The sequence below is a fragment of the Shinella sp. NM-101 genome, assembly GCF_021401195.1.
In the GTDB taxonomy this organism is placed as follows: Bacteria; Pseudomonadota; Alphaproteobacteria; order Rhizobiales; family Rhizobiaceae; genus Shinella.
Genome location: NZ_JACBFT010000005.1, coordinates 219,846 through 244,447 on the forward strand (window position 1 = coordinate 219,846; position 24,602 = coordinate 244,447).

23 protein-coding genes, 1 tRNA gene and 2 pseudogenes are annotated in these 24,602 nt (G+C 65.1%); 17 read left to right on the plus strand and 9 right to left on the minus strand.

The annotated features are described in order from the left end of the window. Window positions 1–2: 2 nt before the first annotated feature. Window positions 3–1,625, minus strand: a complete 1,623-nt coding sequence (locus tag L0976_RS12425; RefSeq protein ID WP_234187598.1) for an ABC-F family ATP-binding cassette domain-containing protein — start codon at window positions 1,623–1,625, stop codon at window positions 3–5. A gap of 249 nt (window positions 1,626–1,874) precedes the next feature. Here L0976_RS12425 and L0976_RS12430 point away from each other — a divergent pair, with 249 nt between their 5' ends. Then, complete coding sequence (locus tag L0976_RS12430; RefSeq protein ID WP_234187600.1) at window positions 1,875–2,417, plus strand: GNAT family N-acetyltransferase; 543 nt, start codon at window positions 1,875–1,877, stop codon at window positions 2,415–2,417. A gap of 61 nt (window positions 2,418–2,478) precedes the next feature. Here the strand turns inward: L0976_RS12430 and L0976_RS12435 are convergent, their stop codons facing one another. Beyond that, entirely contained in the window at window positions 2,479–3,546 is a 1,068-nt protein-coding gene (locus L0976_RS12435) for an AraC family transcriptional regulator (RefSeq protein WP_203316887.1), read from the minus strand. 382 nt (window positions 3,547–3,928) lie between these two features. On the opposite strand from L0976_RS12435, the gene L0976_RS12440 reads away from it, so the two are divergent. After that, the gene (locus L0976_RS12440) at window positions 3,929–7,390 is read left to right on the plus strand and encodes an autotransporter outer membrane beta-barrel domain-containing protein (RefSeq protein ID WP_234187602.1); all 3,462 of its coding nucleotides are present in this window, start codon (window positions 3,929–3,931) and stop codon (window positions 7,388–7,390) included. A 147-nt stretch (window positions 7,391–7,537) separates the two neighbouring features. Here the strand turns inward: L0976_RS12440 and L0976_RS28775 are convergent. After that, window positions 7,538–7,758: pseudogene (locus L0976_RS28775) on the minus strand (chloride channel protein); the annotation flags it as partial. A 320-nt stretch (window positions 7,759–8,078) separates the two neighbouring features. After that, a tRNA-Ser gene (locus L0976_RS12445) sits at window positions 8,079–8,168 on the minus strand. Window positions 8,169–8,498: 330 nt separating this feature from the next. On the opposite strand from L0976_RS12445, the pseudogene rplU reads away from it, so the two are divergent. The 4 genes and pseudogenes from rplU to L0976_RS12465 form a co-directional block, all read left to right on the plus strand. Then, window positions 8,499–8,810: pseudogene (gene rplU / locus L0976_RS12450) on the plus strand (50S ribosomal protein L21); the annotation flags it as partial. Between the two features lie 88 nt (window positions 8,811–8,898). Further along, entirely contained in the window at window positions 8,899–9,168 is a 270-nt protein-coding gene (rpmA, locus tag L0976_RS12455; protein WP_119257900.1) for a 50S ribosomal protein L27, read from the plus strand. A gap of 127 nt (window positions 9,169–9,295) precedes the next feature. Then, the gene (locus tag L0976_RS12460) at window positions 9,296–9,928 is read left to right on the plus strand and encodes a GNAT family N-acetyltransferase (RefSeq protein ID WP_234187604.1); all 633 of its coding nucleotides are present in this window, start codon (window positions 9,296–9,298) and stop codon (window positions 9,926–9,928) included. After that, window positions 9,925–10,515 carry a GNAT family N-acetyltransferase gene (locus L0976_RS12465; RefSeq protein ID WP_203316891.1) on the plus strand — a complete coding sequence of 197 codons (591 nt, stop codon included), beginning with the start codon at window positions 9,925–9,927 and terminating at the stop codon, window positions 10,513–10,515. Before L0976_RS12460 ends, L0976_RS12465 begins: the two co-directional genes overlap by 4 nt. 37 nt (window positions 10,516–10,552) lie before the next feature. Here the strand turns inward: L0976_RS12465 and L0976_RS12470 are convergent, their stop codons facing one another. Continuing rightward, the gene (locus L0976_RS12470) at window positions 10,553–11,413 is read right to left on the minus strand and encodes an endonuclease/exonuclease/phosphatase family protein (RefSeq protein ID WP_203316892.1); all 861 of its coding nucleotides are present in this window, start codon (window positions 11,411–11,413) and stop codon (window positions 10,553–10,555) included. Window positions 11,414–11,498: 85 nt separating this feature from the next. On the opposite strand from L0976_RS12470, the gene obgE reads away from it, so the two are divergent. From obgE to L0976_RS12520, 10 genes are all read left to right on the plus strand, one after another. Continuing rightward, window positions 11,499–12,503 carry a GTPase ObgE gene (gene obgE / locus L0976_RS12475; RefSeq protein ID WP_203316893.1) on the plus strand — a complete coding sequence of 335 codons (1,005 nt, stop codon included), beginning with the start codon at window positions 11,499–11,501 and terminating at the stop codon, window positions 12,501–12,503. A gap of 1 nt (window position 12,504) precedes the next feature. Beyond that, on the plus strand, window positions 12,505–13,674 hold the full coding sequence (gene proB / locus L0976_RS12480) for a glutamate 5-kinase (protein WP_234187606.1): 1,170 nt from the start codon (window positions 12,505–12,507) through the stop codon (window positions 13,672–13,674). Next, complete coding sequence (locus L0976_RS12485) at window positions 13,667–14,944, plus strand: glutamate-5-semialdehyde dehydrogenase (RefSeq protein WP_234187608.1); 1,278 nt, start codon at window positions 13,667–13,669, stop codon at window positions 14,942–14,944. The genes proB and L0976_RS12485 overlap by 8 nt, the downstream gene beginning before the upstream one ends. Before the next feature lie 37 nt (window positions 14,945–14,981). Further along, the gene (locus L0976_RS12490; protein WP_234187741.1) at window positions 14,982–15,581 is read left to right on the plus strand and encodes a nicotinate-nucleotide adenylyltransferase; all 600 of its coding nucleotides are present in this window, start codon (window positions 14,982–14,984) and stop codon (window positions 15,579–15,581) included. A gap of 54 nt (window positions 15,582–15,635) precedes the next feature. Next, the gene (gene rsfS / locus L0976_RS12495) at window positions 15,636–16,124 is read left to right on the plus strand and encodes a ribosome silencing factor (protein WP_203316897.1); all 489 of its coding nucleotides are present in this window, start codon (window positions 15,636–15,638) and stop codon (window positions 16,122–16,124) included. A 131-nt stretch (window positions 16,125–16,255) separates the two neighbouring features. Then, window positions 16,256–16,738, plus strand: a complete 483-nt coding sequence (gene rlmH, locus L0976_RS12500) for a 23S rRNA (pseudouridine(1915)-N(3))-methyltransferase RlmH (RefSeq protein ID WP_203316898.1) — start codon at window positions 16,256–16,258, stop codon at window positions 16,736–16,738. A 121-nt stretch (window positions 16,739–16,859) separates the two neighbouring features. Further along, window positions 16,860–18,290, plus strand: a complete 1,431-nt coding sequence (locus L0976_RS12505; RefSeq protein ID WP_234187609.1) for a murein hydrolase activator EnvC — start codon at window positions 16,860–16,862, stop codon at window positions 18,288–18,290. Next, window positions 18,280–19,602 carry a S41 family peptidase gene (locus L0976_RS12510; RefSeq protein ID WP_203316900.1) on the plus strand — a complete coding sequence of 441 codons (1,323 nt, stop codon included), beginning with the start codon at window positions 18,280–18,282 and terminating at the stop codon, window positions 19,600–19,602. The genes L0976_RS12505 and L0976_RS12510 overlap by 11 nt, the downstream gene beginning before the upstream one ends. Before the next feature lie 72 nt (window positions 19,603–19,674). Then, entirely contained in the window at window positions 19,675–20,874 is a 1,200-nt protein-coding gene (locus L0976_RS12515) for a divergent polysaccharide deacetylase family protein (RefSeq protein WP_234187610.1), read from the plus strand. 9 nt (window positions 20,875–20,883) lie between these two features. Further along, complete coding sequence (locus L0976_RS12520; RefSeq protein WP_234187611.1) at window positions 20,884–21,411, plus strand: RNA pyrophosphohydrolase; 528 nt, start codon at window positions 20,884–20,886, stop codon at window positions 21,409–21,411. A gap of 212 nt (window positions 21,412–21,623) precedes the next feature. On the opposite strand, the gene bfr is transcribed toward L0976_RS12520, so the two are convergent. Then, entirely contained in the window at window positions 21,624–22,109 is a 486-nt protein-coding gene (gene bfr, locus L0976_RS12525) for a bacterioferritin (RefSeq protein WP_203316903.1), read from the minus strand. Beyond that, window positions 22,075–22,386 (minus strand): (2Fe-2S)-binding protein, encoded by a 312-nt coding sequence (locus L0976_RS12530; protein ID WP_203316904.1) that lies wholly within the window; start codon window positions 22,384–22,386, stop codon window positions 22,075–22,077. The genes bfr and L0976_RS12530 overlap by 35 nt, the downstream gene beginning before the upstream one ends. Window positions 22,387–22,774: 388 nt before the next feature. On the opposite strand from L0976_RS12530, the gene L0976_RS12535 reads away from it, so the two are divergent. Then, complete coding sequence (locus L0976_RS12535) at window positions 22,775–23,209, plus strand: metallopeptidase family protein (RefSeq protein ID WP_203316905.1); 435 nt, start codon at window positions 22,775–22,777, stop codon at window positions 23,207–23,209. A 173-nt stretch (window positions 23,210–23,382) separates the two neighbouring features. Here L0976_RS12535 and L0976_RS12540 read toward each other — a convergent pair whose 3' ends face one another. Together L0976_RS12540 and L0976_RS12545 are read right to left on the minus strand one after the other, a co-directional pair. Beyond that, window positions 23,383–23,589 carry a DUF1737 domain-containing protein gene (locus tag L0976_RS12540; protein ID WP_234187613.1) on the minus strand — a complete coding sequence of 69 codons (207 nt, stop codon included), beginning with the start codon at window positions 23,587–23,589 and terminating at the stop codon, window positions 23,383–23,385. Further along, complete coding sequence (locus L0976_RS12545) at window positions 23,586–24,497, minus strand: CoA ester lyase (RefSeq protein ID WP_234187615.1); 912 nt, start codon at window positions 24,495–24,497, stop codon at window positions 23,586–23,588. The genes L0976_RS12540 and L0976_RS12545 overlap by 4 nt, the downstream gene beginning before the upstream one ends. Between the last annotated feature and the right edge of the window lie 105 nt (window positions 24,498–24,602).

Sequence of the window (24,602 nt, forward strand, 5' to 3'; positions counted from 1 at the left end):
CCTCAGCCGGAAAGGCCCGGCGCCTCGTGCCCGGTCTGGGCGACATATTCGGTATAGCCGCCCGGATACTGGTGGATATCGTCGCCGTTGAGCTCCAGCACCCGGTTCGACAGCGCGCCGAGGAAATGGCGGTCGTGCGAGACGAAGAGCATGGTGCCCTCGTATTCCGACAGCGCCTTGATCAGCATCTCCTTGGTGTCGAGATCGAGATGGTTGGTCGGCTCGTCGAGGATGAGGAAGTTCGGCGGATCGAACAGCATCGCCGCCATGACGAGCCGCGCCTTCTCGCCGCCGGACAGCACCCGGCACTTCTTCTCCACGTCGTCGCCGGAAAAGCCGAAGCAGCCGGCCAGCGTGCGAAGCGGCCCCTGCCCCGCCCGCGGAAACTCCGCCTCCAGCCATTCGAACACGGTCAGGTCGCCGTCGAGCAGATCCATCGCATGCTGTGCGAAATAGCCGACCTTGACGCTCGCCCCGATCGTCACGCTGCCGGCATCGGGCGCCGCGGCACCGGCGACGAGCTTCAGCAGCGTCGACTTGCCCGCGCCGTTGATGCCCATCACGCACCAGCGTTCCCGGCGGCGGACCAGGAAGGTGAAATCCCGATAGATCGCCCGGCTGCCATAGGCCTTGCCGACATTCTTGAGGCTGACCACGTCTTCGCCCGAGCGCGGCGCCGGCTGGAACTCGAACATCACCGTCTGGCGCCGACGCGGCGGCTCGACGCGCTCGATCTTGTCGAGCTTCTTCACCCGGCTCTGCACCTGCGCGGCATGCGAGGCGCGCGCCTTGAAGCGCTCGATGAACTTGATCTCCTTGGCGAGCATCGCCTGCTGGCGCTCGAACTGCGCCTGCTGCTGCTTCTCGTTCTGTGCGCGCTGCTGCTCGTAGAAGCCGTAGTCGCCGGAATAGGTGGTCAGCGAGCCGGCATCGATCTCGATGATCTTGTTGACGATGCGGTTCATGAACTCGCGGTCGTGCGAGGTCATCAGCAGCGCCCCGTCATAGCCCTTGAGGAACTGCTCCAGCCAGATCAGGCTTTCGAGGTCGAGATGGTTGCTCGGCTCGTCGAGCAGCATGACATCCGGCCGCATGAGCAGGATGCGGGCGAGCGCGACGCGCATCTTCCAGCCGCCCGAGAGCTTGCCGACATCGCCGTCCATCATATCCTGGCTGAAGCTGAGGCCCGCCAGCACCTCGCGCGCCCGGCTCTCCAGCCCGTAGCCGTCGAGCTCCTCGTAGCGCGCCTGCACCTCGCCGTAGCGCTCGATGATCGCGTCCATCTCGTCCAGCCGGTCGGGATCGACCATTGCCGCCTCGAGTTCGCGCAACTCCGCCGCGACGGAGCTCACCGGCCCCGCCCCGTCCATCACCTCGGTGACCGCGCTGCGCCCCGCCATCTCGCCAACATCCTGGCTGAAATAGCCGATGGAGACGTGCTTCTCGACGGAAACCTGCCCCTCGTCCGGCAGCTCCCGCCCGGTGATCATGCGGAAGAGCGTCGTCTTGCCCGCCCCGTTCGGGCCGACCAGCCCGATCTTCTCCCCGCGGTTCAGCGCGGCGGAGGCCTCGATAAAGAGGATGCGGTGGCTGTTGGACTTGCTGATATTCTCGATGCGGATCATGGAAGGAGGCCTCGTCGTGTCCGGCGCCCTATGCCATGACGCGCCGCAGGAAGTCCACCGGCTTCGCCGGCCGCATTGTCTTCGAGAGGGGGAATGCTCGCGGAAAAACCGACGCGAGCCGACCTGCAACTGTGCTCGCCCGTTCGCGGCGGCCGCCCTTGCAAACCTCTCCGCCCTGATATTCCATCGCAAACGGGCGCGCCGAGGATCGGCCGCCCCGGAAGGCCTTTCCTTGCGAGGTGCTGAAAAATGGAACCCATCGAAACCGATCGCCTCGTTCTCAGGGCCTTCCGCAGGGATGACGCCGCCGACCTCCTTGCCTATCTGCGTGAACCCGGCGCCAGTTGCTTCCTGTCGCTCAGGCTGGCGGACATGGAGGAAGCTGAAGCCGAGGCCGAGAAGAGAAGCGCGGACGGCGAGCATATCGCCGTCTGCCTGAAAGCCACGGGCCGCCTCATCGGCGACCTCTTCGCCGTGGCCGAAAGCGACACTTTCTCGGTCGGCTGGAATTTCAATCCCGATTTCGGCGGACACGGCTATGCGCTCGAAGCTGCAAGGGCCCTGTTCCGCCATCTTTTCGAGAAAGGCGGCGCGCGCCGCCTCTACGCCTATGTCGAGGACCACAACGCGCCCTCGCAACGCCTCTGCGAAAGGCTGGGAATGCGCAAGGAAGGGCTGTTCGTGGAATTCGTCTCGTTCACCAGCGACGATGCCGGCAATCCGATCTATGAGAACACCATGCAATATGCCGTTCTGCGCCGGGAGTGGAAGCCGGAGGCGGCCAGCGCCTGACCGCACCGTCTCCTGAGCGATCGATGCGAATGCCGGCCGACCCCGGCGGGGATATCCTGCCTCAGGTCCGCGCAAGGGCGGCGCTGGCCGCATTGTGCCCCGACCGCACCTTCTTGCGATACTGCAGCGGCGACATCCCCTTCCAGCGCTTGAAGGCGAGCGTGAAGGGCGGCGTCGACGAATAGTCGAGCAGTCCGGCGATCCGCTCGATCGGAGCATCGGATTCCGTCAGCAGCCGCAGGGCCATGTTCTGCCGCACCTTTTCCAGTATTTCGGAAAAGCTGGTGTTTTCGCTCGCCAGCGTTCGCTGCAACCGCTTGACGTTGGTGCCCAGGGCTTCGGCAACCAGCTCGATATTGCAGTTGCCGGTGCCGATGACGCTCGGGATCGTCAGCTCCACGGTTACGGTGGCCGACTGGTCGTAGACCGGCAGTTGATCGATCCGGTAACGGATGAAGCGGTTCACCAGCGGCTGGAACAGGCGGAAATTGCCGCTCGTCCTGAGCTGGAGGAGCGCGTCGGGGAAGACGAACTCGTCATGGGCGGCGTCGAACTCGATCGGGCAGCGGAAGATGTTCTCGTGCAGGGAAAGATCGGCCGGCTTCTTGTGGCTGAAACGGATGAGCGAGGGACGTTCGTCCGGCCTGTTACAGGCCTTGCGCGCGAGCATCACGATGAGCGCGAATATATGCTCGGTCTGCTGGCGCGATGTCAGCGCGAAGGAATCGCACGTATAGCGGAAACATACCTCCCCCGGCCGGTCCGGCTCGACCTGCCGCAGCACATAGGCATTGGTGTGGTAGGTGAGCGATCTAAGGCCGAGATCCAGCCATTCGCGAAAATCGGCCGTCACGAATTCGAGCAGGGTGAGCGGGCCGAGGTTCTGGAAATGCGGCTGTGACGCGATCGCCCATTCCAGCCCGAAGGACGGCCTGCCGAGGCGCTGGGCGGAAAGCTCGAGCAGGATGGCGCAACGCCGGAACGAGACCAGCATGTCCACGTCCTTGAGGATGGACGGGGAAAGGCCGGCCTCGAGAAGCAGCGAATCGGGATCACCGCCGAGCTTCCTCGCAAGCTCGACAAAGCCGATCAGCGCGCAGGCGCGTATGTAGCTTCCGTTGGAGATCATGCACTGTCAAATGCCCCAGAAACGCAAGGTGCGCAAGATGTTGAAACTTTGCTTTTCCTGTCCTGTAATATTAAATATTGAAGTACTTAAAGATAAAAACAAGGACATTACATAATAAGTTCGCAGATTAGATATATAAAATTCCTATATCCGAAACATTAACATGTAAAAATTAGACGTTACTTGTAATATTATACTTCCATTAATCATTGATTGTTACTAAAAGCTCATTATTGATTTGCAAGTCCTTAACTACGATTTGCACGAACTTGTTGTCCAAGGGGGCTTCAGAATGAGAACTTCCAATACTCGGCGGCTGGCGCATAGCGACCTCGGAGCAAATCGTCGCAGAAGGTTCTGGCTTTCATCGGTAGCGCTGGCCGTGATCGCGATTTCGCCCGGCGCACCCTCCTGGGCGGGCAATTCGGTGACGGTCGGCGGAACGGACGTGAGCGCCTCTTACGTCAGTCCGACCACGGGGCAGGTGTCGGTCGCCAATGATTCGGGAGCGATCGATATCACCGTCGACACCGCCATCGGAACGCCGGCGACGCCGGCCTCTGGCAACGGGGTCTACGCTACGTCGACCAGGTCGATCGACGTCAATTCGTCCGCCGACATCAACGCGACGGGCTGGGCGATCGGGATCGACAGCAACGACAACACGGCCGCCCCGTCGGACGTGAACGTCACGGCGACAGGCGCCAATGTCTCGACCGGCGCCACGGCAGTCCAGATCATCGACGTGAACGGCGCGGTCAATATCGACGGCGGGGGCAGCGGAACGATCGACGGTGCCGATTACGGCATCTCCATTTTCGGCGGAAGCCCCGACGTTTCGATCACGAACTTCTCCTCCATCGTCGGCAACAACCGCTCGATCTACATCGACAGCAACAACGGCAATGTCTCGATCCAGGGCATCGGGCAGGTCGGCGACGCAAGCTCGGCCGACGACGGCATCTATGTCGACGCCAAGGACGGCGGCAATATAAATATCGGCGGGACGACCGCGATCGGCGCCGTCACCGGCGGCGACGACGGCATCGAGACCTACACGAACGGCACGGGTACGACGACGATCAAGGCCGGCAGGGTGACGGCCCGCGACATGGGCATCTATGCGCGCGGCGAACAGGGCGCGATGAACATTACCGTGGACGGCGGCACCGTCGAGGCCACCAACACGAACGCCATCGACGCCTATACGACGACCGGCCGCATCGCCGTTGCGGGCATCGCCGGTTCGGCCGTCGTCGGCGACGATGTCGGCATCCGCGCGGAGAGCGACGGCGGGGATGTGGAAATCTCCGGCTTCGACACCATCGACGGCCGCGGCTGGGGCATCTACGCCCTGAGCAATGGCGGCGATCTGTCCATCCTGGACAACGGCCCGATCACGGCGGTCGACGAGGCCGGCATCTACGCCAGCGCCGAGACCGGAAACGGCAGCGTGACGATCCGCGGCAATGGCGCGATCGACGTCAGCTCGGGCTACGGTATCGTCGCCTCCTCCTACGGTACCGGCGTGACGACGATCGACCAGGCGGCCGACGTGACGGGCGAGCGGGCCATCGGAGCCTTCGCGCAACAGGGAGGGATCGTCATGGACCTCCACGACGCCACCTTCACCGGCACGTCCGGCAACGGCATCTACGCGCATACGGAAAACACCGGAGCCATCAGCATCGCCGGCACGGGCGGGGCGACCGTCAGCGGCGTCGCCACGGCGATCTATGCCGATGCGGACTTCGGCAACATCTCCATCCAGGGCATCGGCGGGGGGATCACCTCCAGCACCGGCGACGGCATCTACGCCAATGCCGATGCAAACGGCGACATCAACATCGGCGATACGGCCAGCCTCGGCGCGATCTCCGGCAAGGACGACGGCATCGAAGCCTACACGACCGGAACCGGTTCCGTGACGATCGCCGTCGACCACGACGTCACGGGAACCGATACCCGCGGCATCGTGGCGACGGCAGCCGGAAGCGGCACGGTGAAGATCGACGTCGGCTCGGCCGCAACCGTCGCCGGCGACGATTTCGGCATGGTCGTCTTCTCGGGAACCGGGGGCTCGACCGTCAACAACGCCGGCACGATCCGCAACCTGCCCGATACCGGCGCGCCGGATTACACGACGGACGAGGTCGCCTTCTTCAGCGACAACGGCGCCACGGTACTCAACAACACCGGCACGATCATCGGCCAGGTGGATGCGGACGGCGGCCAGTTGACCTTCAACAATTCGGGCTCGTGGTATGCGGGCAGCGGCGGCAACGACTTCAACAATGTCGACGACGCATTGAACAATTCCGGCACCATCTATATCCGCAGCGGCAACACCGCCTTCAACGGCCTTGAAAGCTTCCTCAACACGGCGACGGGCCTGGTCACCATGAGCTACAGCAACCCGGCCATTGGTCTGGCGAGCCCGTCCTATGCCAGGAGCGCGCTGGACACGCTGACCGTCGTCAACCTCGCGACCGAGGCCGGGGCGCAGTTCACCTTCGACTTCGACGCGGCGGCGGCCAACAACGCCGCCGCCGGTTCCGACATTTCCGAGGACGGGATGGGAACGGCAGACACGATCGTCGTTTCGGGCATCGCAACGCCGACGGCCGGCACGATCGTCAACATCAACGCGCTGAACGGCGATGCCACCGGCAAGTGGGGTTCGGTCGCCCTCATCGCGGCAAACGGCGGCAGCGTGGCGACGCCCGTTCCCGGCGGGCACGTCACGGACTCCAGCTACTATATCTTCGGCACAAGCGATCTCGTCAGCGCCGCGACGGCCTATCACCTCGTCGATGACGGCATGGGCGGCGTCTATCTGCAATGGCTGCCGAACCTCACCGGTGCGACCCTCGGCGCATTCGCCGGCGGTGATCTGTCGGATCCGGTCTCGCCGGGCAGCGCGATCGCCTTCGCCGCTTCGGCCTTCTCCGGCATCGGCGGCATCGGTGGAATGGGCGGCCTGAACGGCGGCGGGGCGACCGGCGCGATCGGCGACCGGGCGGCCTTCAACACCAACCGCTTCGGCACCTCGGAAGACCGGAGCTGCGATGGCCAACACGCGCTGAATGCCTGGACGCAGACCGATGGCAACCTGCTGACGGGCCGCGGCTCGAGCGGCCAGAGCGCCTCTGCTTCATTCGGCATCGAGCGTGACCTGTCGGATGTTTCCGGGGCAGCTTGCGGGCAGTTCGCCGCGGGCCTCTTCGGCGGGATCGGCCATGCCGGCATCGACTGGGCGACGGGCAGCTCCTCGATGCACAACTATTTCGCCGGCGGCTACGTCCGCTATTCGTCGGACACCGGCTTCTACGCCACCGCACTCGGCGCCGTATCCTGGGCGAAGGCAAACCTGACGAACTCCATCTTCGCCTCCACCGCCGACCAATCCTCCCTCGCCTTCGCCGGCACCGCCGCCGCCGGCTATGTCATGCCCGCCGGTGCCGACGGCTATCTCGATCTGCGCAGCTTCGCCTCTTACGGCACCGTCGACGGCAATGGATTTACCGACAGCACCGGCATCGTCGTCGACGGGTCGGACAACAGGATCGCGACCCTTGGCCTGACCGCGAGGTACATCCACGACCTCAGCGAGGCGATGCAGGGCTTCGTGGGCACCGGCGTTAAGTGGGCGCATGCCGAACGCAGCCTCTCCGCCTTCGGCACGGAAGCCAGCGGCAAGACCGATGCCCTCTTCGGCTCGGTTGCCGCCGGGGTCAGGAGCAGGCTGGCCGGGAAGGTCGACCTCGACGCTTCCGTCTATAGCGACTTTGCCGAAAAGGTCGCCACCATCGGCGGAAATGTCCGGCTGTCGGTCAAGTTCTGACCGCAGCCCGGAAAGTTCATCTCCCGCATCCACCCAAGCGAGCGGCAGATGATAAAGCGGCGGCTCCCCCCGGGCCGCCGCACCCGTTTCTGCCCGGCGAAACGCTTCGGGACAGCAGTCCAAGTCGGTCGCCTTGGCACTCCTGCATCACCTGGCAGGCATGCGGATCACAGCCGCCATGAAGGCTCGTGACCGCCCAGGATACAGGACGACAGAATTCGCAACGCGACATAGCCGATCATGGACACGGCCACGATCGGCACAACCGCTCGACGGTCGCTCCAGAACGACAACGAACGCCGCCATCAGCCCTTGCAGGCCGCCGAAGAAGTAGTCGCCATCCCAAGGATTGCGCCAGGAGCGATGCTCGCCACGCCAACCGCGATTGCACCAGACCGCAAGACGGCCCGCTACCGCCCAAGCGGAAAACGCTTCCGAGAGAACACGCGGACAGCAGAAAGCCTCGGCTTGCAATAGGAACAGGCATCCGGGAGACTCCGGCCAATGGCGCTGAACCCGCCATTCTCGCGCCAGGCCGGCATTCGCCATGCCAACGCAATCATCCTTTTTACGCCATCAAATCCCACGCTCCGGCCTCGCCGGCCTCGTCAACGCCGACCCACCAATCATCGTCTCGCCGGTCGTGCCTATATCGACATGAGGGGGAAATCGGCTGCGGGAAGCAGAATGGCGGAGAGGGTGGGATTCGAACCCACGATACCCTTGCAGGTATGCCGCATTTCGAGTGCGGTGCATTCGACCACTCTGCCACCTCTCCGGATGCCGGTCGGCGCCCTGGGAGCGCGGGGCGGTACATAGCGGGTGTCGGGCGGGGTTGCAAGGGGGCAGAATGCATCTAAATGCAACGGTGACGGAAATCTCCTTGACAGTTTTCATCCACTCACCTATTGCGCAAGGTGCAGTGGCATGGGTCTTATCCGTGCCGCGACGATGGTTCTCGTGCCGCACTTTACCCGCATTGCGGGATCGGGCCGCGGGGACCGATAGAACCGGCGGCGCGCCAATGCCCCGCCATCCGTAGCGACTGACAAAAAGACGGCCGTGCCCTTGAGGGCAAAGAGCCGGCACGAACATGAAAGGATATAAAATGTTCGCAGTCATCAAGACCGGCGGTAAGCAGTACCGCGTGGCCGCCAACGACGTCCTGACAATTGAAAAGCTGTCCGGCGAAGCTGGTGCGAAGATCGAATTCACCGAAGTGCTGATGGTCGGCGTCGGCGCCGATGCCACGATCGGTGCGCCCTTCGTCGAAGGCGCCGTCGTGACCGCCGAAGTCGTCGAGCATGGCCGTGGCAAGAAGGTCATCGCCTTCAAGAAGCGCCGCCGCCAGAACTCCAAGCGCTCGCGCGGCCATCGCCAGCACAACACGACTGTCCGCATCGTCGATATCGCGGCAGCCGGCGGCAAGGCAAAGAAGGCTTCCAAGAAGTCTGAAGCCGAAGCCGTTGCAGCAGCCGAATAATCCGGACAGGTAAAGGAGAACTCCCATGGCACACAAGAAAGCTGGCGGTTCCTCGCGCAACGGTCGCGATTCCCAGTCCAAGCGTCTCGGCGTGAAGAAGTTCGGCGGCGAAGCCGTCCTCGCAGGCAACATTATCGTGCGCCAGCGCGGCACGCAGTGGCATCCCGGCGCCAATGTCGGCCTCGGCAAGGATCACACGATCTTCGCCCTTACGGCTGGCAATGTGAATTTCCGTACGAAGGCCAACGGTCGCGTCTACGTGTCTGTAATGCCGAAAGCGGAAGCAGCGGAATAAGCCGGTAGCGCTCTAAAACAGCCGGCGTCTCATCGACCCGGCTGATGCTACAGGTTTCGGACCTGCAGGAAAAAAGGGGAGATGAGGCAAGACCTTATCTCCCCTTTTTGCTCTGGAGGAACGAGCCATGCAAACCGAACTGTTGCGGGAAGACCAATCGCGGTCTCCCCAGGAAAGGCTGAGGCCCGACCGGTCGAGGACCGATTGCCCGATCTTGCTGTCGCAAAGGCTCGTCATGAGAGCCCCGCACGAAGACGACATCGACGCCCTTGCCCATCTCGCCAACAACGCCAACATCGCCACCATGGTCGCCCGCATGCCGCACCCCTACACGGTCGCGGATGCCGCCGATTTCGTGCGACGCACACGCGCCGGCGCGATTGGCAAGTGCGTCTATGCCATTACGAAAGCCGACAACGGCGCCTTCCTCGGCTGCTGCGGGATCGAGCCGCACGAGGACGGGCGCACGGTCGAGCTCGGCTACTGGCTGGGCGAGCCCTTCTGGAACCAGGGCTATGCCACCGAGGCGGCGCACACGCTGGTCGACATGGTCTTCCGCACCCGCGACATCGAGCAGATCGATGCGCGCTGCCGGGTCATAAACATCCCCTCGCGCCGGGTCATCCAGAAGTGCGGCTTCCAGTTCCAGGCGACCGGCATGGTGCAGAGCCTCGCCGTCGGCGGCATGGTGCCCGTCGAATGGTACCGGCTGGACCGCAAGACCTGGGTTTCGCTGAAGAGCTGGGGAGGCATGCGATGAACGCCATGCAGCCCCAAAGGGAATGCGAGCGCGTCACCGGGCCCGGCCCCTGCCCGACCATCCGGACGGCGCGCCTCACCCTGCGCCCGCACCGCATGTCCGACGCGGACGCCATCGCCCAGTCTCTCGGCGATTTCGAGGTCACGCGCATGCTGGCGCGGGCCCCCGCCCCCTATGACCGGCAGGACGCGGCCGAATGGCTGGCAATCGCGACCGCCGGTCTCGACGACGGCTGGGCCTTCGCCATCACCACCGGCGACGACGTGCATATCGGCTGCGTCGCCTTCGAGCGGCACGGCGACACATGGGAACTCGGCTACTGGCTGAACCGCTTCTACTGGCGGCGGGGCTACATGAGCGAGGCCGTTCATGCGGCAACGGCGCGGTTCCTGATGCGAATGCCCGGCACGGACATCCAGTCCGGCGTCTTCGCCGACAATCCCGCCTCGCTGAGGGTGCAGGAGAAGACGGGCTTTTGCATCACCGGATGCAGCGACCTCTACTGCGTCGCCCGCGGAACGATGGTCCCGCACATCAAGACGCGGCTGGAGCCGGGCGACTTCCGGCCGGCGATGCCGCGGCGGTAAGGACGGGCGGGGCGGAACAATCCGCCCCGCTTGCGCATCAGGAGAGCTCGAACCACACCGGCATGTGGTCGGAGCCGAAGGCGGTTTCATCGACCCAGGCGTCCTTGAGACGCTCGACGAGGCCGTGGCTGAGGAAACAGTAATCGAGGAAGAGACGGTCGGCATGGTCCCTGGGATTGATCCAGCTGAAGCTCGCCGCATGGCGCTTGCCGAGGCCGGCCAGCGCATCGACCGGGTTGGTGGCGCGGATCTGCCGTCCGTAGAGCGGATCGACGCCGCCGGCCATTTCGCAATATTCCGGCGATTCCGGCACCATGTTGAAGTCGCCCATCAGCACGTAGTCCTCTGGCACCGGCGGCTCGGCAAGGCCGAATTCATGCGCGCCGGAAATGGCGCCGCCCTCCACGCCATAGAGCCGGGCGCGGTCCTTGAGGTAGCGGATCTGCGCGATGCGCTCGTCGCGATGGACATGGTCGAGATGGACGGAATAGACGCGGACCGGACCGCCGGGCGTCGCGATCACCGCCTCGGTGGCGCCGCGCTGCAGGTTCAGCTTGTCGAGGGTGCGCGTGCGCGGCAGCGGGATCAGGCGGGTCGACAGGATCGGCCAGCGCGAGAACACCATGTTGCCGAACTGGAAGCGGCGGTTGACCACGCGCCCCTTCTCGATCGCCGAGCCCGCATCGAGGTCGCTGGCCGGCCAGTAGACGGAATAGTGATTGGCGAGCAGCGTGCGCAGCTCCGCCACCATGTCGACATGGCCGTTGCGGTGGAAATTGCGGGTGACTTCCTGCAGCGCGATGATGTCGGCGCCGTGGATGCTGGAGACGATGCGCGGCAGGTCGAGGCGATCATCGAGGCCGATGCCGTACTGGACGTTGTAGCTGACGAATTTCACGATAGTCTTTGACCTCTGCGGGAAGCGTCTATATCGAAGACGGCAAAATGACCCTGACGATTAGAGTAAAGCGAACGGCGAGCCGATGAAGTTCCTGGACGAAGCAAAAGTCTATATCCGCTCCGGCGACGGCGGGGCAGGGGCTGTCTCGTTCCGCCGTGAAAAATTCGTGGAATTCGGCGGTCCGGACGGCGGCGACGGCGGGCGCGGCGGCGACGTATGGGTGGAGGCCGTCAACGGCCTCAACACGCTGATCGACTTCCGCTACCAGCAGCATTTCAAGGCCGCGACCGGCACGCACGGCATGGGCCGCAACCGCACCGGCGCCAATGGCGCCGGCGTGACGCTGAAGGTGCCGGTCGGCACGCAGATCTTCGAGGAAGACAACGAGACGCTGATCGTCGACCTCGTCACGGAAGGCCAGCGCTTCAAGCTCGCCGCCGGCGGCAATGGCGGCTTCGGCAACGCCCATTTCAAGTCCGCCACCAACCAGGCGCCGAACTGGGCCAATCCGGGCCTTGCGGGCGACGAAAAGACGATCTGGCTGCGGCTGAAGCTGATCGCCGATGCCGGCCTCGTCGGCCTGCCGAATGCCGGCAAGTCGACGTTTCTTGCAACCTGCACGCGCGCCCGGCCGAAGATCGCCAACTATCCCTTCACGACGCTGCATCCGAACCTCGGCGTCGCCACGGTCGACGGACGCGAATTCATCCTCGCCGACATTCCGGGCCTCATCGAAGGCGCGCATGACGGGATCGGGCTCGGTGACCGCTTCCTCGGCCATGTCGAGCGCACGCGCGTGCTGCTGCACCTCGTCTCCGCGCAGGAGGAGGATGTCGCCAAGGCGTACCGGACCGTCAAGCACGAGCTGGAAGCCTATGGCGGCGGCATCACCGACAAGCCGGAGATCGTCGCGCTGTCGCAGATCGACGTGCTCGACGAGGAGGAATTGAAGAAGAAGTCCAAGGCGCTCGCGAAGGCCTGCGGGAAGACGCCGCTGCAGCTTTCCGCCGTTGCCGGCGTCGGCATGACGGGCACGCTGCGGGCGCTCCGCGACATCATCGTTGAAGCCCAGGAATCCGGCGAGTGAGATGACGAAGAACCGCAAACCGCTCGGGAAACACCGCCGGATTGTGATCAAGATCGGCTCGGCCCTGCTCGTCGACCGGGCGACGGGCCTCAGGAAGGCCTGGCTCGACGCCATGTGCCGGGACATCGCGGCGCTCCGGGCGGGCGGCACGGACGTGCTCGTCGTCTCCTCCGGCGCCATTGCGCTCGGCCGTTCGGTGCTGAAGGTGCCGGCCGGGGCGCTGAAGCTGGAGGAAAGCCAGGCCGCGGCCGCCGTCGGCCAGATCGCGCTTGCCCGCGCCTGGTCGGAGAGCCTTTCGGGAGACGGCATCGTCGCCGGCCAGATCCTGCTGACGCTGGGCGATACGGAGGAGCGCCGCCGCTACCTCAACGCCCGCGCGACGATCAACCAGCTCCTCAAGCTCGGCGCCGTGCCGATCATCAACGAGAACGACACGGTCGCCACCACGGAAATCCGCTACGGCGACAACGACCGCCTCGCCGCCCGCGTCGCCACCATGACAGGTGCCGACCTGCTTGTGCTGCTTTCCGATATCGACGGCCTCTATACCGCCCCGCCGCATCTCGATCCCGACGCGCGCTTCCTCGAAACCATCGACGCCATCACGCCGGAGATCGAGGCGATGGCCGGCGGCGCCGCGTCGGAACTCTCGCGCGGCGGCATGCGCACCAAGATCGATGCCGGCAAGATCGCGACGGGCGCGGGCTGCGCCATGATCATCGCTTCCGGCAAGGTCGACCATCCGCTGCGCGCCATCGAGGAGGGCGCCCGCTCCTCCTGGTTCGCCCCCTCCGGCTCGCCGGTGACGGCGCGAAAGACGTGGATCGCCGGGCAGTTGCAGCCGGCCGGCCGGCTGGAGATCGATGCCGGCGCGGAGACGGCGCTTTCGGCCGGCAAGAGCCTGCTGCCTGCCGGCGTGCGCGGCGTCTGGGGTTCCTTCTCGCGCGGCGACACCGTCTCGATCTATGGCACGAACGGCCGCGAGATCGCCCGCGGCCTTGCCGGCTATGACGCGGACGAGGCGCGGCTGATCGTCGGCAGGAAATCGGCGGAGATCGCCGCCGTCCTCGGCTATGCCGGACGCGCCGCGATGGTGCACAGGGACGACCTCGTGGTGACCGGGCTTTCGGCGCCGACCACCCAGGCGGGAAGGGATTTGAGCCATGCTTGACCAGGCGAAGACCGACATCGACGGCCTGATGGCCGGGATCGGCCGCAATGCCCGCGCCGCCGCCCGCCCGCTCGCCATCGCAACGGCTGAAGCGAAGAACCGCGCGCTCGACGCCATGGCGGCGGAAATCCTTTCGAACCGCGACGCGATCCTCGCCGCCAACGCCATCGACCTCGCCAATGCGAGGCAAAGCGGCGTCGCCACGTCCTTCATTGACCGGCTGACCCTGACGCCCGAGCGCATCGATGGCATCGCCGCCGCGATCCGCGACATCGCTGCCCTCAAGGACCCTGTCGGCGACGTCATCGCCGAATGGGACCGGCCGAACGGCCTTCACATCGAGCGCGTGCGCACGCCGCTCGGCGTCATCGGCGTCATCTACGAAAGCCGGCCGAACGTGACGGCGGATGCCGGCGCGCTGTGCCTGAAGGCCGGCAATGCCGTGATTCTCCGCGGCGGCTCGGACAGCGTGAATTCATCGCAGGCGATCCATTCCTGCCTCGTCGCCGGCCTGAAGGCCGCCGGCCTTCCCGAACACGCGATCCAGTATGTGCCGGTGACGGACCGCGCCGCCGTCGGCGCCATGCTGTCGGGCCTTGGCGGCGCCATCGACGTCATCGTGCCGCGCGGCGGCAAGAGCCTCGTTGCCCGCGTGCAGGGCGAGGCGCGCGTGCCGGTCTTCGCCCATCTCGAAGGCCTCTGCCATATCTACGTGGACAAGTCGGCCGACCTCGACATGGCGAAGAGGATCGTCGTCAACGCCAAGATGCGCCGCACCGGCATCTGCGGCGCAATGGAAACACTGCTGGTCGACCGCGCCGTCACCGATACGCATCTCGCGCCGCTCGTCGAGGGCCTTGTGGCCGCCGGCTGCGAAGTGCGCGCGACGGAGGAGATCCGCGCCCGCATCCCCGGCCTCGCCGCAGCGACCGAGACGGACTGGTCGACGGAATATCTCGACGCCATCCTCTCCGTCGCGCTGGTCGACGGCATCTCGGGTGCGATCGAGCATATCAACCGCTGGTCCTCCGCCCATACGGAAGCCGTCATCGCCGAGGACCCTGATGTCGTCGCGCGCTTCTTCACCGAGATCGACTCGGCCATCCTCCTGCACAATGCCTCGACCCAGTTCGCCGACGGCGGCGAATTCGGCATGGGCGGCGAGATCGGCATCGCGACCGGCAAGATGCATGCGCGCGGCCCCGTCGGCGTCGAGCAGCTCACCTCCTTCAAATACCGCGTGCGCGGCACCGGACAGGTGCGGCCCTGAGGTGACGGCGGACACGGTCGCAAAGCGCTACCTCAGGATGCCCCATGTCGAGAAAGGCATGGCGGTGGGCCTCTTCGGCGGCTCCTTCAATCCCCCGCACCAGGGCCATGCGCTCGTTGCCGAGATCGCCCTTCGCCGCCTCGGCCTCGACCAGCTCTGGTGGATGGTCACGCCCGGCAACCCGCTGAAGGACCATCGGCAACTGGCGCCGCTCGCCGAGCGCATCCGCCTCAGCGAGGCGATCGCGCCCGGCCCGCGCGTGAAGGTGACCGCCTTCGAGAAGCGGCTCGGCCAGAGTTATACGGCGAAGACGCTCGAGCGCGTGCAGGCGCTGAACCGCGGCGTGAACTTCGTCTGGATCATGGGCGCCGACAATCTCGGCACCTTCCATCGCTGGCAGAACTGGCGGAAGATCGCCTGCACCTTCCCCATAGCCGTCATCGACCGGCCGGGCTCGACGCTCTCCTATCTCTCCTCGCGCATGGCGAAAACCTTCGACTATGCCCGCGTCGATGAGGAGGACGCGATGTCCCTTCCCGGCCGCCGGGCACCGGCCTGGACCTTCATCCACGGGCCGCGTTCGGCGCTCAGCTCCACCGCCCTGCGCGGCCAGACGGCACCGGGCGGGGCCGTTTAGAACCCTAGAGAAAACCATCCATCAGAAGTGACGTCTTGAAACCGGCACATATTGATGCCTACATTTGGTAGGTATCGGCGGCTTTTTGCCGGTATGGACGTGCTGTTTTGCATTCGGAAAGGAACGAACCTGACAACAGTGCACGCAAAGGGAAACGTCGTCGGCGTTTTCTCCAGGACCGCGGGACGCAGCGACGATGCCGCCGACCGGGCCCTTCAACTGGTCCTCGCCAGCCTCGAGGACTCCAAGGCAGAAGATATCGTCACCATCAACATTGCCGGGAAATCGGCGCTGGGCGACTACATGGTGGTCGTGTCCGGACGCTCGAACCGTCACGTCATGGCGATTGCCGATCACCTCATTTCCGATCTCAAGGACGAAGGCCTGGGCAATGCCCGCGTCGAGGGCCTTGAGGCGGGCGACTGGGTGCTGATCGACACGGGCGACATCATCATCCATGTGTTCCGGCCGGAAATCCGGGAGTTCTACAACATCGAACGGATGTGGGCGGCTCCCGAGATCGAGGACGGCACGGTACACTAGCAATTCCGGCGAAAGCGCGACGCGATTTTGCTGGAATGCGATAAAGACCTGACAAGACGCCGGGCGCCTGTCCGGCGAGGCAGAACGGCGGCGTCGTTTCGAGCGCCGCCCGAACGGACAGGGCACGGGCGATGCGGATTGGACTTTTTTCGGTTGGACGGCTGAAGGCCGGCCCTGAGAAGGAACTTGCGGCCCGCTATCTCGATCGTTTCGCGAAGGCCGGCCCCGCTGTCGGCCTGGAACTCGGCAGGCTGGCCGAGGTCGGCGAAAGCCGGGCCGGCAATGCCGAGACGCGCAAGCGCGAGGAAGCGGCCATGCTGGAAAAGGCGCTGCCCGACGGCGCCGTGCTGATCCTGCTCGACGAGCGCGGAAAGTCGCTCGATTCCCCCGCCTTCGCCGATCTTCTCGGCGGCTTCCGTGATGGCGGAAAGCGCGACCTGATGATCGCCGTCGGTGGCGCCGACGGGCTCGACCCCGCCCTTTACGAGCGTGCCAATGCCACGCTCTGCCTCGGCAGGATGACCTGGCCGCACCAGCTCGTGCGCATCCTGCTGGCCGAACAGCTCTACCGCGCCGTCACCATTCTTTCCGGCCATCCCTATCATCGGAGCTGACGGCGACGTCACGGCCGCGCAAGCCTCGCCGTCCAGGATGGCGAAAGCCGTATTTTCGCGCCGTTTGTTGGCGAAACCGGCAAATCAGCATAGAGCAGATCCAGGGAACGTTCGGGACGCGATGAGGAAAACCGGCACAGCCAATCCGGGTCGGGATGCCAGCCGCCTGTTGCGGCCGGCCTTGCTGTCGATCGCCCTGTCGCTGGCCCTCCTTCCCCCGCCGCTCGCCGCCGAGCCGAACGATGCGCCCGCCGTTCTGGAAAAGACCGGCGCCCTGCCGAAGGCCGAACCCGATCCCGCCGCAGCGCTCGCCCTTCGCCGCGACAGCACGCGCCGCGAGCTCGACGCCCTTTCCCAGTCCATCACCGTCTCCGCCGAAAAGACCCGCCAGCTCGAAGCCGAGATCGCCGATCTCGACACGTCGCGCCAGAGCCTGCGCGAGGCGATCGTCCAGTCGGCGGCCAGGCGCAAGGCAATGGAGGAGAAGATCCTCGACGGCGAGAAGCGGCTGGAGGGCATGCGCGAGCAGGAGGCCGGCGTGCGCGCCTCGCTGCACGAACGGCGCGGCTTGCTTGCCGAAGTGCTTGCGGCCCTCCAGCGCATGGGCCGCAACCCGCCCCCCGCCCTGCTGGTGACGCCGGAGGACGCGCTCTCCTCCGTGCGCAGCGCCATCCTGCTCGGCGCCGTCGTGCCCGGCATCCGCAAGGAAACGGACACGCTCGTCGCCGACCTTGCCGCCCTCATGGACATCAAGAGCAACATCGACCGGGAAAAGACCGAGCTGACGGACGCCATGCAGGTGCGCATCGAGGAGGAAAAACGCTCCGAGCTGCTGATCGCCCAGAACGAGGCACGGGCGGAAACCAACAGCCGCACGCTCGCCGCCGAGCGGCGCAGAGCCGAGGAGCTCGCCGCCCGCGCCACGAGCCTCGAGGGCCTGATCGGCAGCCTGGAGCGGGAGATCGGCTCGGTGCGCGACGCCGCCGCGCTCGCCCGCACCAAGGAAGAGGAACGCAGGGGCCAGACGGAGGCCGAGCGCGAGAAGGCAAGGGCGCTTGCCCGCGACAGCGTGCCCGACAAAAACCGTATTGCTCCGGCATACGAATTTTCACAGTTGCAGGCAAAACTCGACTATCCCGTGGCGGGAGACGTCCTGCGCCGGTTCGGCGAGGCGGATGGCACCGGCCACGATTCACAGGGGCTGACGCTCGCGGCCAATCCGGGCGCGCTGGTCACGGCCCCCTCGGACGGATGGATCGTCTTTGCCGGAACGTTTCGCAGTTATGGACGCATGATCATTCTCAATGCGGGGGAAGGCTACCATCTCGTCCTTTCCGGCATGGACAAGGTGAGCGTGCGGGAAGGGCAATTCGTCGTGGCGGGGGAACCGCTTGCGGTGATGGGTGAAAAAAGGGTCGCGAGTGTCAACGCTTTGACGCTGGAAACTGACAAGCCGACACTTTACATTGAATTCCGAAAGAACGGAAAACCGGTTGATTCCCGGCCGTGGTGGTCCGCAAAATATTCTGGAAAGGCACGCAATGATTCGTAGGGCTTCACTTGTTATTGTCGGTGCACTCATGGGTGCCACGGCCATGAGCGTCATCAACACGGTAACGCTGCCCGCCGAAGCCGCCGGCTCGTCGACCTATCGCGAGCTTTCCATCTTCGGCGACGTGTTCGAACGCGTGCGCGCGCAATATGTGACGCCGCCGAAGGAAGACCAGCTCATCGAGAATGCCATCAACGGCATGCTCACCTCGCTCGACCCGCATTCATCCTACATGAATTCGAAGGACGCCGAGGACATGCGCACGCAGACGCGCGGCGAATTCGGCGGCCTCGGCATCGAGGTCACGATGGAGGACGAGCTCGTCAAGGTCATCACGCCGATCGACGACACGCCCGCCGCCCGCGCCGGCGTCCTTGCCGGCGACTTCATCTCCAAGATCGACGGCCAGGACGTTCGCGGCCTGAAGCTGGAAGAAGCGGTCGAGAAGATGCGCGGCGCCGTCAACACGCCGATCAAGCTGACGCTGCTCCGCAAGGGCGCCGACAAGCCGATCGAGCTGACCATCATGCGCGACATCATCGCCGTGAAGGCCGTGAAGTTCCGCGTGGAGAACGATGTCGGCTACCTGCGCGTCATCTCCTTCACCGACAAGACCACCGACGACCTCGAAAGCGCCATCGCCAAGATCAAGGAAGACGTCCCGGCCGACAAGCTGAAGGGCTATGTCCTCGACCTGCGCCTCAATCCGGGCGGCCTGCTCGACCAGGCGATCAACGTCTCCGACACCTTCCTCGAGCGCGGCGAGGTCGTTTCGACGCGCGGCCGCGACGAGGCGGATACCCGCCGCTTCAACGCGACGCCCGGCGACCTCACCGACGGCAAGCCGGTCGTCGTCATGATCAACGGCGGCTCGGCCTCGGCCTCGGAAATCGTCGCCGGCGCGCTGCAGGACCTGCGCCGTGCCACCGTGCTCGGCACGCGTTCCTTCGGCAAGGGCTCCGTCCAGACCATCATCCCGATGGGCGACGCCGGCGCGCTGCGCCTGACGACGGCGCTCTACTACACGCCGTCCGGCAAATCGATCCAGGGCACCGGCATCACGCCCGACATCACCGTCGAGCAGCCGCTGCCGGCCGAACTGCAGGGCAAGGTCGAGAACGCCAGCGAATCGAGCCTGCGCGGCCACATCCAGGGCCAGAGCGAGACGGAAACGGGTTCCGGTTCGTCCGCCTATGTCCCGCCGGAGCCGAAGGACGACCTGCAGCTTCAATACGCGCTGGAACTCCTGCGCGGCCAGAAGACCGACCCGTCCTTCCCAGCCAATCCGGAAAAGGCCGAGCTGAAGAACTAAGACGCCCGCACAGGGCCCGTCACCCGGCGGGCCCTGTTCTCCACCGGACCTTTCGGCCAGCACGGACCGACCTTGGGCACAGACATTCACGCACCTCTCGGCCAGGACCGCAAGGCAAGGCCCGGACCGGCGGGACCCTCGCGGTTCTCCGCCGGCACCGTTATGTCTGCCCTCGTCGTCGCCGGTCTCCTCGGTTTTTCCGGCTGGACCGCCCTGGCGCCGAGCGGGCTTGCCACCACGCCCTTCGCGCCTCCGGCGGAGGAGGCCGCCGAAAGGGCGAGCGGACCGGAAGCCGACCGGAAAACCGCCGAGGCAAGGGACGGCGTGCGCCGCGCCAACGGCCTTTCCGGCGCCCGCGTCGAGGAAACGCAGACCGGCAACGGCGATGTCGTGCGGAAATACTCGCCCGGCACGCGCGACGGCACAGGCCCGCTGCTCATCGAGGCGAACCGCGTCGGCCAGGACCCGCGCACCGCCGCCTTCCCCAACGAAGACCTGCTGGAAGACACCCCTGACGGCAAGATCCCCGTCATCGGCCTGGATGGCACGCGACCTCTGGACCAGTACGCCCGTCCCTGGTCGGGCGCCCGCGGCACGCGCGTCGCCATCGTCGTCGGCGGCCTCGGCCTCAGCCAGACGGGCACGCAGCGCGCCATCCGCGACCTGCCGGCCGAAGTGACGCTCGCCTTCGCGGCCAGCGGCAACAGCCTGCCGCGCTGGATGCAGGAGGCGCGCCGGGGCGGCCACGAGATCCTGCTGCAGGTGCCGCTGGAACCCTTCGACTATCCGCAGAACGATCCCGGCGCCTATACGCTGCGCACCGATTTCAGCCAGACAAAGAACCTCGCCGAACTGCATCGCGCCATGGCGCGAATCACCAACTATACCGGCATCGTGAACTTCATGGGCGGGCGCTTCCTTTCCGATGCCGATGCCCTGGAGCCCGTGATCCGCGACGTCGCCAGCCGCGGCCTCGTGTTCCTCGACGACGGCAGCACGGCACAGTCGCTGTCCGGCACGATCGCCGGCGCCGTCGAGGCGCCGCATGCCTTTGCCGATCTCCAGCTCGATGCCGACCTGTCGCGCGAGGCGGTGCTGAAGAAGCTCGACGAGCTGGAACGCATCGCCAGGCGCAACGGCACGGCGATCGGCATCGCCTCGGCCTTCGACGAAAGTGTGGACGCGATCGCCAAATGGTGCGAGGAAGCGCAAACCCGCGGCATCGAGATCGTCGGCGTCGCCTCGCTCGCAGCCGTTCCCGCCAAGAAATAGGACCTTTCGATGGGCAAGGAAAAGGACAAGGTGGTGAGGGCCGAAGACCTGCCGTACCGCCCCTGCGTCGGCATCATGGTGCTGAATGCGGACAACCGGGTCTGGGCCGGCCGGCGGCTCGCCGTCGGCAATTCCGAATATGACGGCTCGCCGCAGCTCTGGCAGATGCCCCAGGGCGGCATCGACAAGGGCGAGGATCCGCTGGAGGCGGCCTACCGCGAGCTTTACGAGGAAACCGGCATCCGGAACGTGTCGCTGATCGCCGATGCCGGTCGCTGGATCAACTACGACCTGCCGGCCCACCTGATCGGCATCGGCCTCAAGGGCAGGTATCGCGGCCAGACGCAACGCTGGTTCGCCTTCCGCTTCACCGGCAAGGAGAGCGAGATCGCCATCAACCCGCCGCCCGGCGGCCACGAGCCGGAATTCGACGCCTGGGAATGGAAGGCGATGCGCGACCTGCCGGAGCTGATCGTGCCCTTCAAGCGCAAGGTCTACGAGGAGGTCGTCGCGACCTTCGCGCACCTGGCACCGTGACCGGGTCCGGGGCAGGCCGGCACTTCGACACCGACAGTACGCCCCTCAAACCCTCAACGGGTCATCCTTAGCCTTGAGCCGGGGATCCATGCGGCACCCGTGGCATGGATGGTCGGGGCGAGCCCGACCATGACGGAGGCGAGGCGACATGCCCCGACAAATAAAAAACCCCGGCAAAGCCGGGGTTTTCCATATCGGCAGGCGCTGAAAGCTTATTCGGCTTCGTTTGCCGGCGCGGCGTTGAGCTGGCCGTACTTTTCCTCGCCGAGCTTGCCGAGCAATTCGAGCTGCGTCTCGAGGAAGTCGATATGGCCTTCCTCGTCCTTCAGCAGTTCTTCGAACAGTTTCATGCTGACATAGTCGCCGGCCGCGTGACAGATGTCGCGCGAATTCTTGTAAGCCGTGCGGGCGTCGTATTCGCCCGCAAGATCGGCTTCCAGCACTTCCTTGACGGTCTGGCCGATGCGCAGCGGTGCGACGGTCTGGAGGTTCGGGTGGCCTTCCAGGAAGATGATGCGGGCGACGAGCTTGTCGGCGTGCTGCATTTCCTCGATGGATTCGGCCCGCTCCTTCTTGGCGAGAAGCGTGTAACCCCAGTCCTCCAGAAGGCGGTAGTGGAGCCAGTACTGGTTGACAGCACCCAGCTCGAGATAGAGCGCTTCGTTAAGCTGCTCGATGACTTTTTTGTCGCCTTTCAAGGTCCGCTCTCCTGTTTTCTTCATGGAATTGTTTGAGGCGGATCATGAAATCAAATATCTCGGCGTCCGTCGAGTCGCGGCGGGCGTGATACTGCTCCGTGGTGCGGATGATGATGTCGGCGACATTCGGGAAACAGCCGCAGCAGCGGCCGCGCTTCTGCATCGCATGATAGACTTTTGCGGGCACGATGAGCTGCCAACAGTCCTCGTCGAGGAGGCCGTTGATCGTGTCGACGATTTCCTTTTCGGTGATGAAATTGCAGCTGCAAACCAGCATTTCGTCTTGCCCGTCATACGCAAAGCACTGAGTTTCCGGGATTAAGCAAAAGAGGACACCGGGTGTCAAGAATAAACAGGTCAGCCCTCCTGACTCATGAATTTAGACTCGTTCTAAACTTGAATAAAAATATCGTCTTTTCATGCAGTTATCGGTGACGCCATGGCCAAAACCGCGGCGAGACCTGCGGCAAACTGACCGATCACATTTTGTTGCAAAACGCGCTCCCGGACGGCCCGTTGCCCATCCCGCCCGTCCGGGAGCGGACAGGAAAAGATCGAATCGCCCCGGGCAGGTGCGCGCCTGCGCGTATCCCATGGTCCCGGCATGCAAATTCGACCCTCGAAAAACGCTGGAAATCGTCTATATGACGGGCAAAGGAGAGCCCATGGCCCGCATTGACCAGACCGAGGATTGGCGCAACCGCCATGCCCCGACGATCAGCACGTTCGAATCCCTGGCGCTGGAGGCCTATGGCCACCTGCCGGAGGAGTTCCGGGCGCTGACGGGCAACCTCATCATCGAGATCTCCGAATTCCCGAGCGACGACGTTTTCGAGGACATGGCGCTGGAAACGCCCTTCGACCTGCTCGGCCTGTTCGAGGGCCGCGGCATCAGCGAGCGCTTCACCGTCGAGACCGGCGAGATGCCCAACCGCATCACCCTCTACCGCCGCCCGATCCTCGATTACTGGGCGGAGAACGAGGAAACCCTCGGCGACATCGTCACCCACGTCCTCATCCACGAGATCGGCCACCATTTCGGCCTGTCGGACGACGACATGGAACGCATCGAGGCGAGCACGGAAATCGCGGCGGGGTAAGGGCCGAATTCATCGAGCCGCTCACCTCTCCGTCGTCATCCTCGGGCTTGACCCGAGGATCCACTTGCCGTGACGGTGATGGATGGTCGGGTCAGGCCCGAGGATGACGACGGGGAGGTGAGCGGGTTTGAAACGCTGCCAGTCGATACCGACCGGCTCCCTGCAGCGCTCCCTTACTGCTCCGAAAGCTTGATATCGGGCGTATATTCCTTGCCCGGAACGTCCTTCACGACGGCCTGGCCGCATTGCATGAGCTTCGCCTCGGCATTGTAGGCATAGCTCGGCGAGCCGTGCAGCTCCCAGCCCCTGTTCAGCGCCAGCGTCACCTTGTGGCAGAACGAGGCATCGTCCGGGCCGGTCAGGAAGCGGTAGACTTTCATGCGTTTTTCTTTCTCTCGTTGATGAGGTCCGCCTTGGCGAGGAGGCGCTCCGCCTGCTCGGCATGGAGCTTCTCGACCATGCGGCCGGCGATGTTGACGACGGCCTTGCCGGCATTGTCGGGCGCGGCGAAGGCCGCGACGATGGCGAGCGCCTCCGCGGCCGCGGCCTCCGTCACGCCATAGGCATCGTTGGCGATCGCGATCTGCGTCGGATGGATCAGCATCTTGCCGTCGAAGCCCATCTGGCGGCCCTGCCGGCATTCCGCCCGCAGCCCCTCCTCGTCGGCAAAGTCGTTGAAGACGCTGTCGAGGACGTCGAGCCCCGACGCGCGGGCGGCCACCACCGCCTGAAGCAGCAGCGGCACGAGGAAAGGACGGCCCGGAATGTCGGCGATGCCGGTTTCCTTGCGCAGGTCGTTGAGCCCGACGACGAAGCAGTCGAGCCGTCCGCCATGGGTGCGCCCCGTCTCGGCGATGGCGGCAAGGTTGAGGATGCAGGCGGCCGTCTCGACCATCGCCCACAGGCGCGGCCCGTCGTCGGCGCCCGCCTCGGAGAGCCAGTCGGCGACGGTGAGCACGTCCTGCGGCTCGGACACCTTCGGCAGCAGAACCGCGTCCGGCATGCAGTCGAGCACGGTTGCAAGGTCGAGCGCCCCGTCGGGACCATCGAGCGGATTGATCCGGATGACGTGCTCGCAGCCGGACGACCGGTCCAGCGTCGAGAAATGCGCGGCGAGCGCGGCTCGCGCCTCCGCCTTCTTTTCCGGCAGCACCGAATCCTCCAGGTCGAAGATGATCGCGTCGCAATCGAGCGCGGCGGACTTGGCGAGCGCCCGCGGATTGACGGCGGGAACGCTCAGCACCGAGCGGCGCAGGCGAAGCGGATGGTGGTGCGGTGTCCTGTTCATCCGTTCTTTGTGACGCGCTTTGCCGCAGGTCGCAAGCGCTACGAAATTCGGCCTTGCAATGGACAAAATCGCCCCCCACATTGCTTGACAGAGAAAGGGCAAATC

Excerpts from the sequence above, each read along its gene's own strand:
- L0976_RS12535 (WP_203316905.1), top strand. The coding sequence starts at position 22,775 with ATGGCCCGCATTGACCAGACCGAGGATTGGCGCAACCGCCATGCCCCG.
- L0976_RS12490 (WP_234187741.1), top strand. The coding sequence starts at position 14,982 with ATGCCCCATGTCGAGAAAGGCATGGCGGTGGGCCTCTTCGGCGGCTCC.
- L0976_RS12520 (WP_234187611.1), top strand. The coding sequence starts at position 20,884 with ATGGGCAAGGAAAAGGACAAGGTGGTGAGGGCCGAAGACCTGCCGTAC.
- L0976_RS12425 (WP_234187598.1), bottom strand. The coding sequence starts at position 1,625 with ATGATCCGCATCGAGAATATCAGCAAGTCCAACAGCCACCGCATCCTC.
- L0976_RS12430 (WP_234187600.1), top strand. The coding sequence starts at position 1,875 with ATGGAACCCATCGAAACCGATCGCCTCGTTCTCAGGGCCTTCCGCAGG.
- L0976_RS12510 (WP_203316900.1), top strand. The coding sequence starts at position 18,280 with ATGATTCGTAGGGCTTCACTTGTTATTGTCGGTGCACTCATGGGTGCC.
- L0976_RS12540 (WP_234187613.1), bottom strand. The coding sequence starts at position 23,589 with ATGAAAGTCTACCGCTTCCTGACCGGCCCGGACGATGCCTCGTTCTGC.
- L0976_RS12460 (WP_234187604.1), top strand. The coding sequence starts at position 9,296 with ATGCAAACCGAACTGTTGCGGGAAGACCAATCGCGGTCTCCCCAGGAA.
- L0976_RS12545 (WP_234187615.1), bottom strand. The coding sequence starts at position 24,497 with ATGAACAGGACACCGCACCACCATCCGCTTCGCCTGCGCCGCTCGGTG.
- obgE (WP_203316893.1), top strand. The coding sequence starts at position 11,499 with ATGAAGTTCCTGGACGAAGCAAAAGTCTATATCCGCTCCGGCGACGGC.
- rlmH (WP_203316898.1), top strand. The coding sequence starts at position 16,256 with ATGCGGATTGGACTTTTTTCGGTTGGACGGCTGAAGGCCGGCCCTGAG.
- L0976_RS12505 (WP_234187609.1), top strand. The coding sequence starts at position 16,860 with ATGAGGAAAACCGGCACAGCCAATCCGGGTCGGGATGCCAGCCGCCTG.
- rsfS (WP_203316897.1), top strand. The coding sequence starts at position 15,636 with ATGCCTACATTTGGTAGGTATCGGCGGCTTTTTGCCGGTATGGACGTG.
- rpmA (WP_119257900.1), top strand. The coding sequence starts at position 8,899 with ATGGCACACAAGAAAGCTGGCGGTTCCTCGCGCAACGGTCGCGATTCC.
- L0976_RS12485 (WP_234187608.1), top strand. The coding sequence starts at position 13,667 with ATGCTTGACCAGGCGAAGACCGACATCGACGGCCTGATGGCCGGGATC.
- L0976_RS12530 (WP_203316904.1), bottom strand. The coding sequence starts at position 22,386 with ATGCTGGTTTGCAGCTGCAATTTCATCACCGAAAAGGAAATCGTCGAC.
- proB (WP_234187606.1), top strand. The coding sequence starts at position 12,505 with ATGACGAAGAACCGCAAACCGCTCGGGAAACACCGCCGGATTGTGATC.
- L0976_RS12465 (WP_203316891.1), top strand. The coding sequence starts at position 9,925 with ATGAACGCCATGCAGCCCCAAAGGGAATGCGAGCGCGTCACCGGGCCC.
- L0976_RS12435 (WP_203316887.1), bottom strand. The coding sequence starts at position 3,546 with ATGATCTCCAACGGAAGCTACATACGCGCCTGCGCGCTGATCGGCTTT.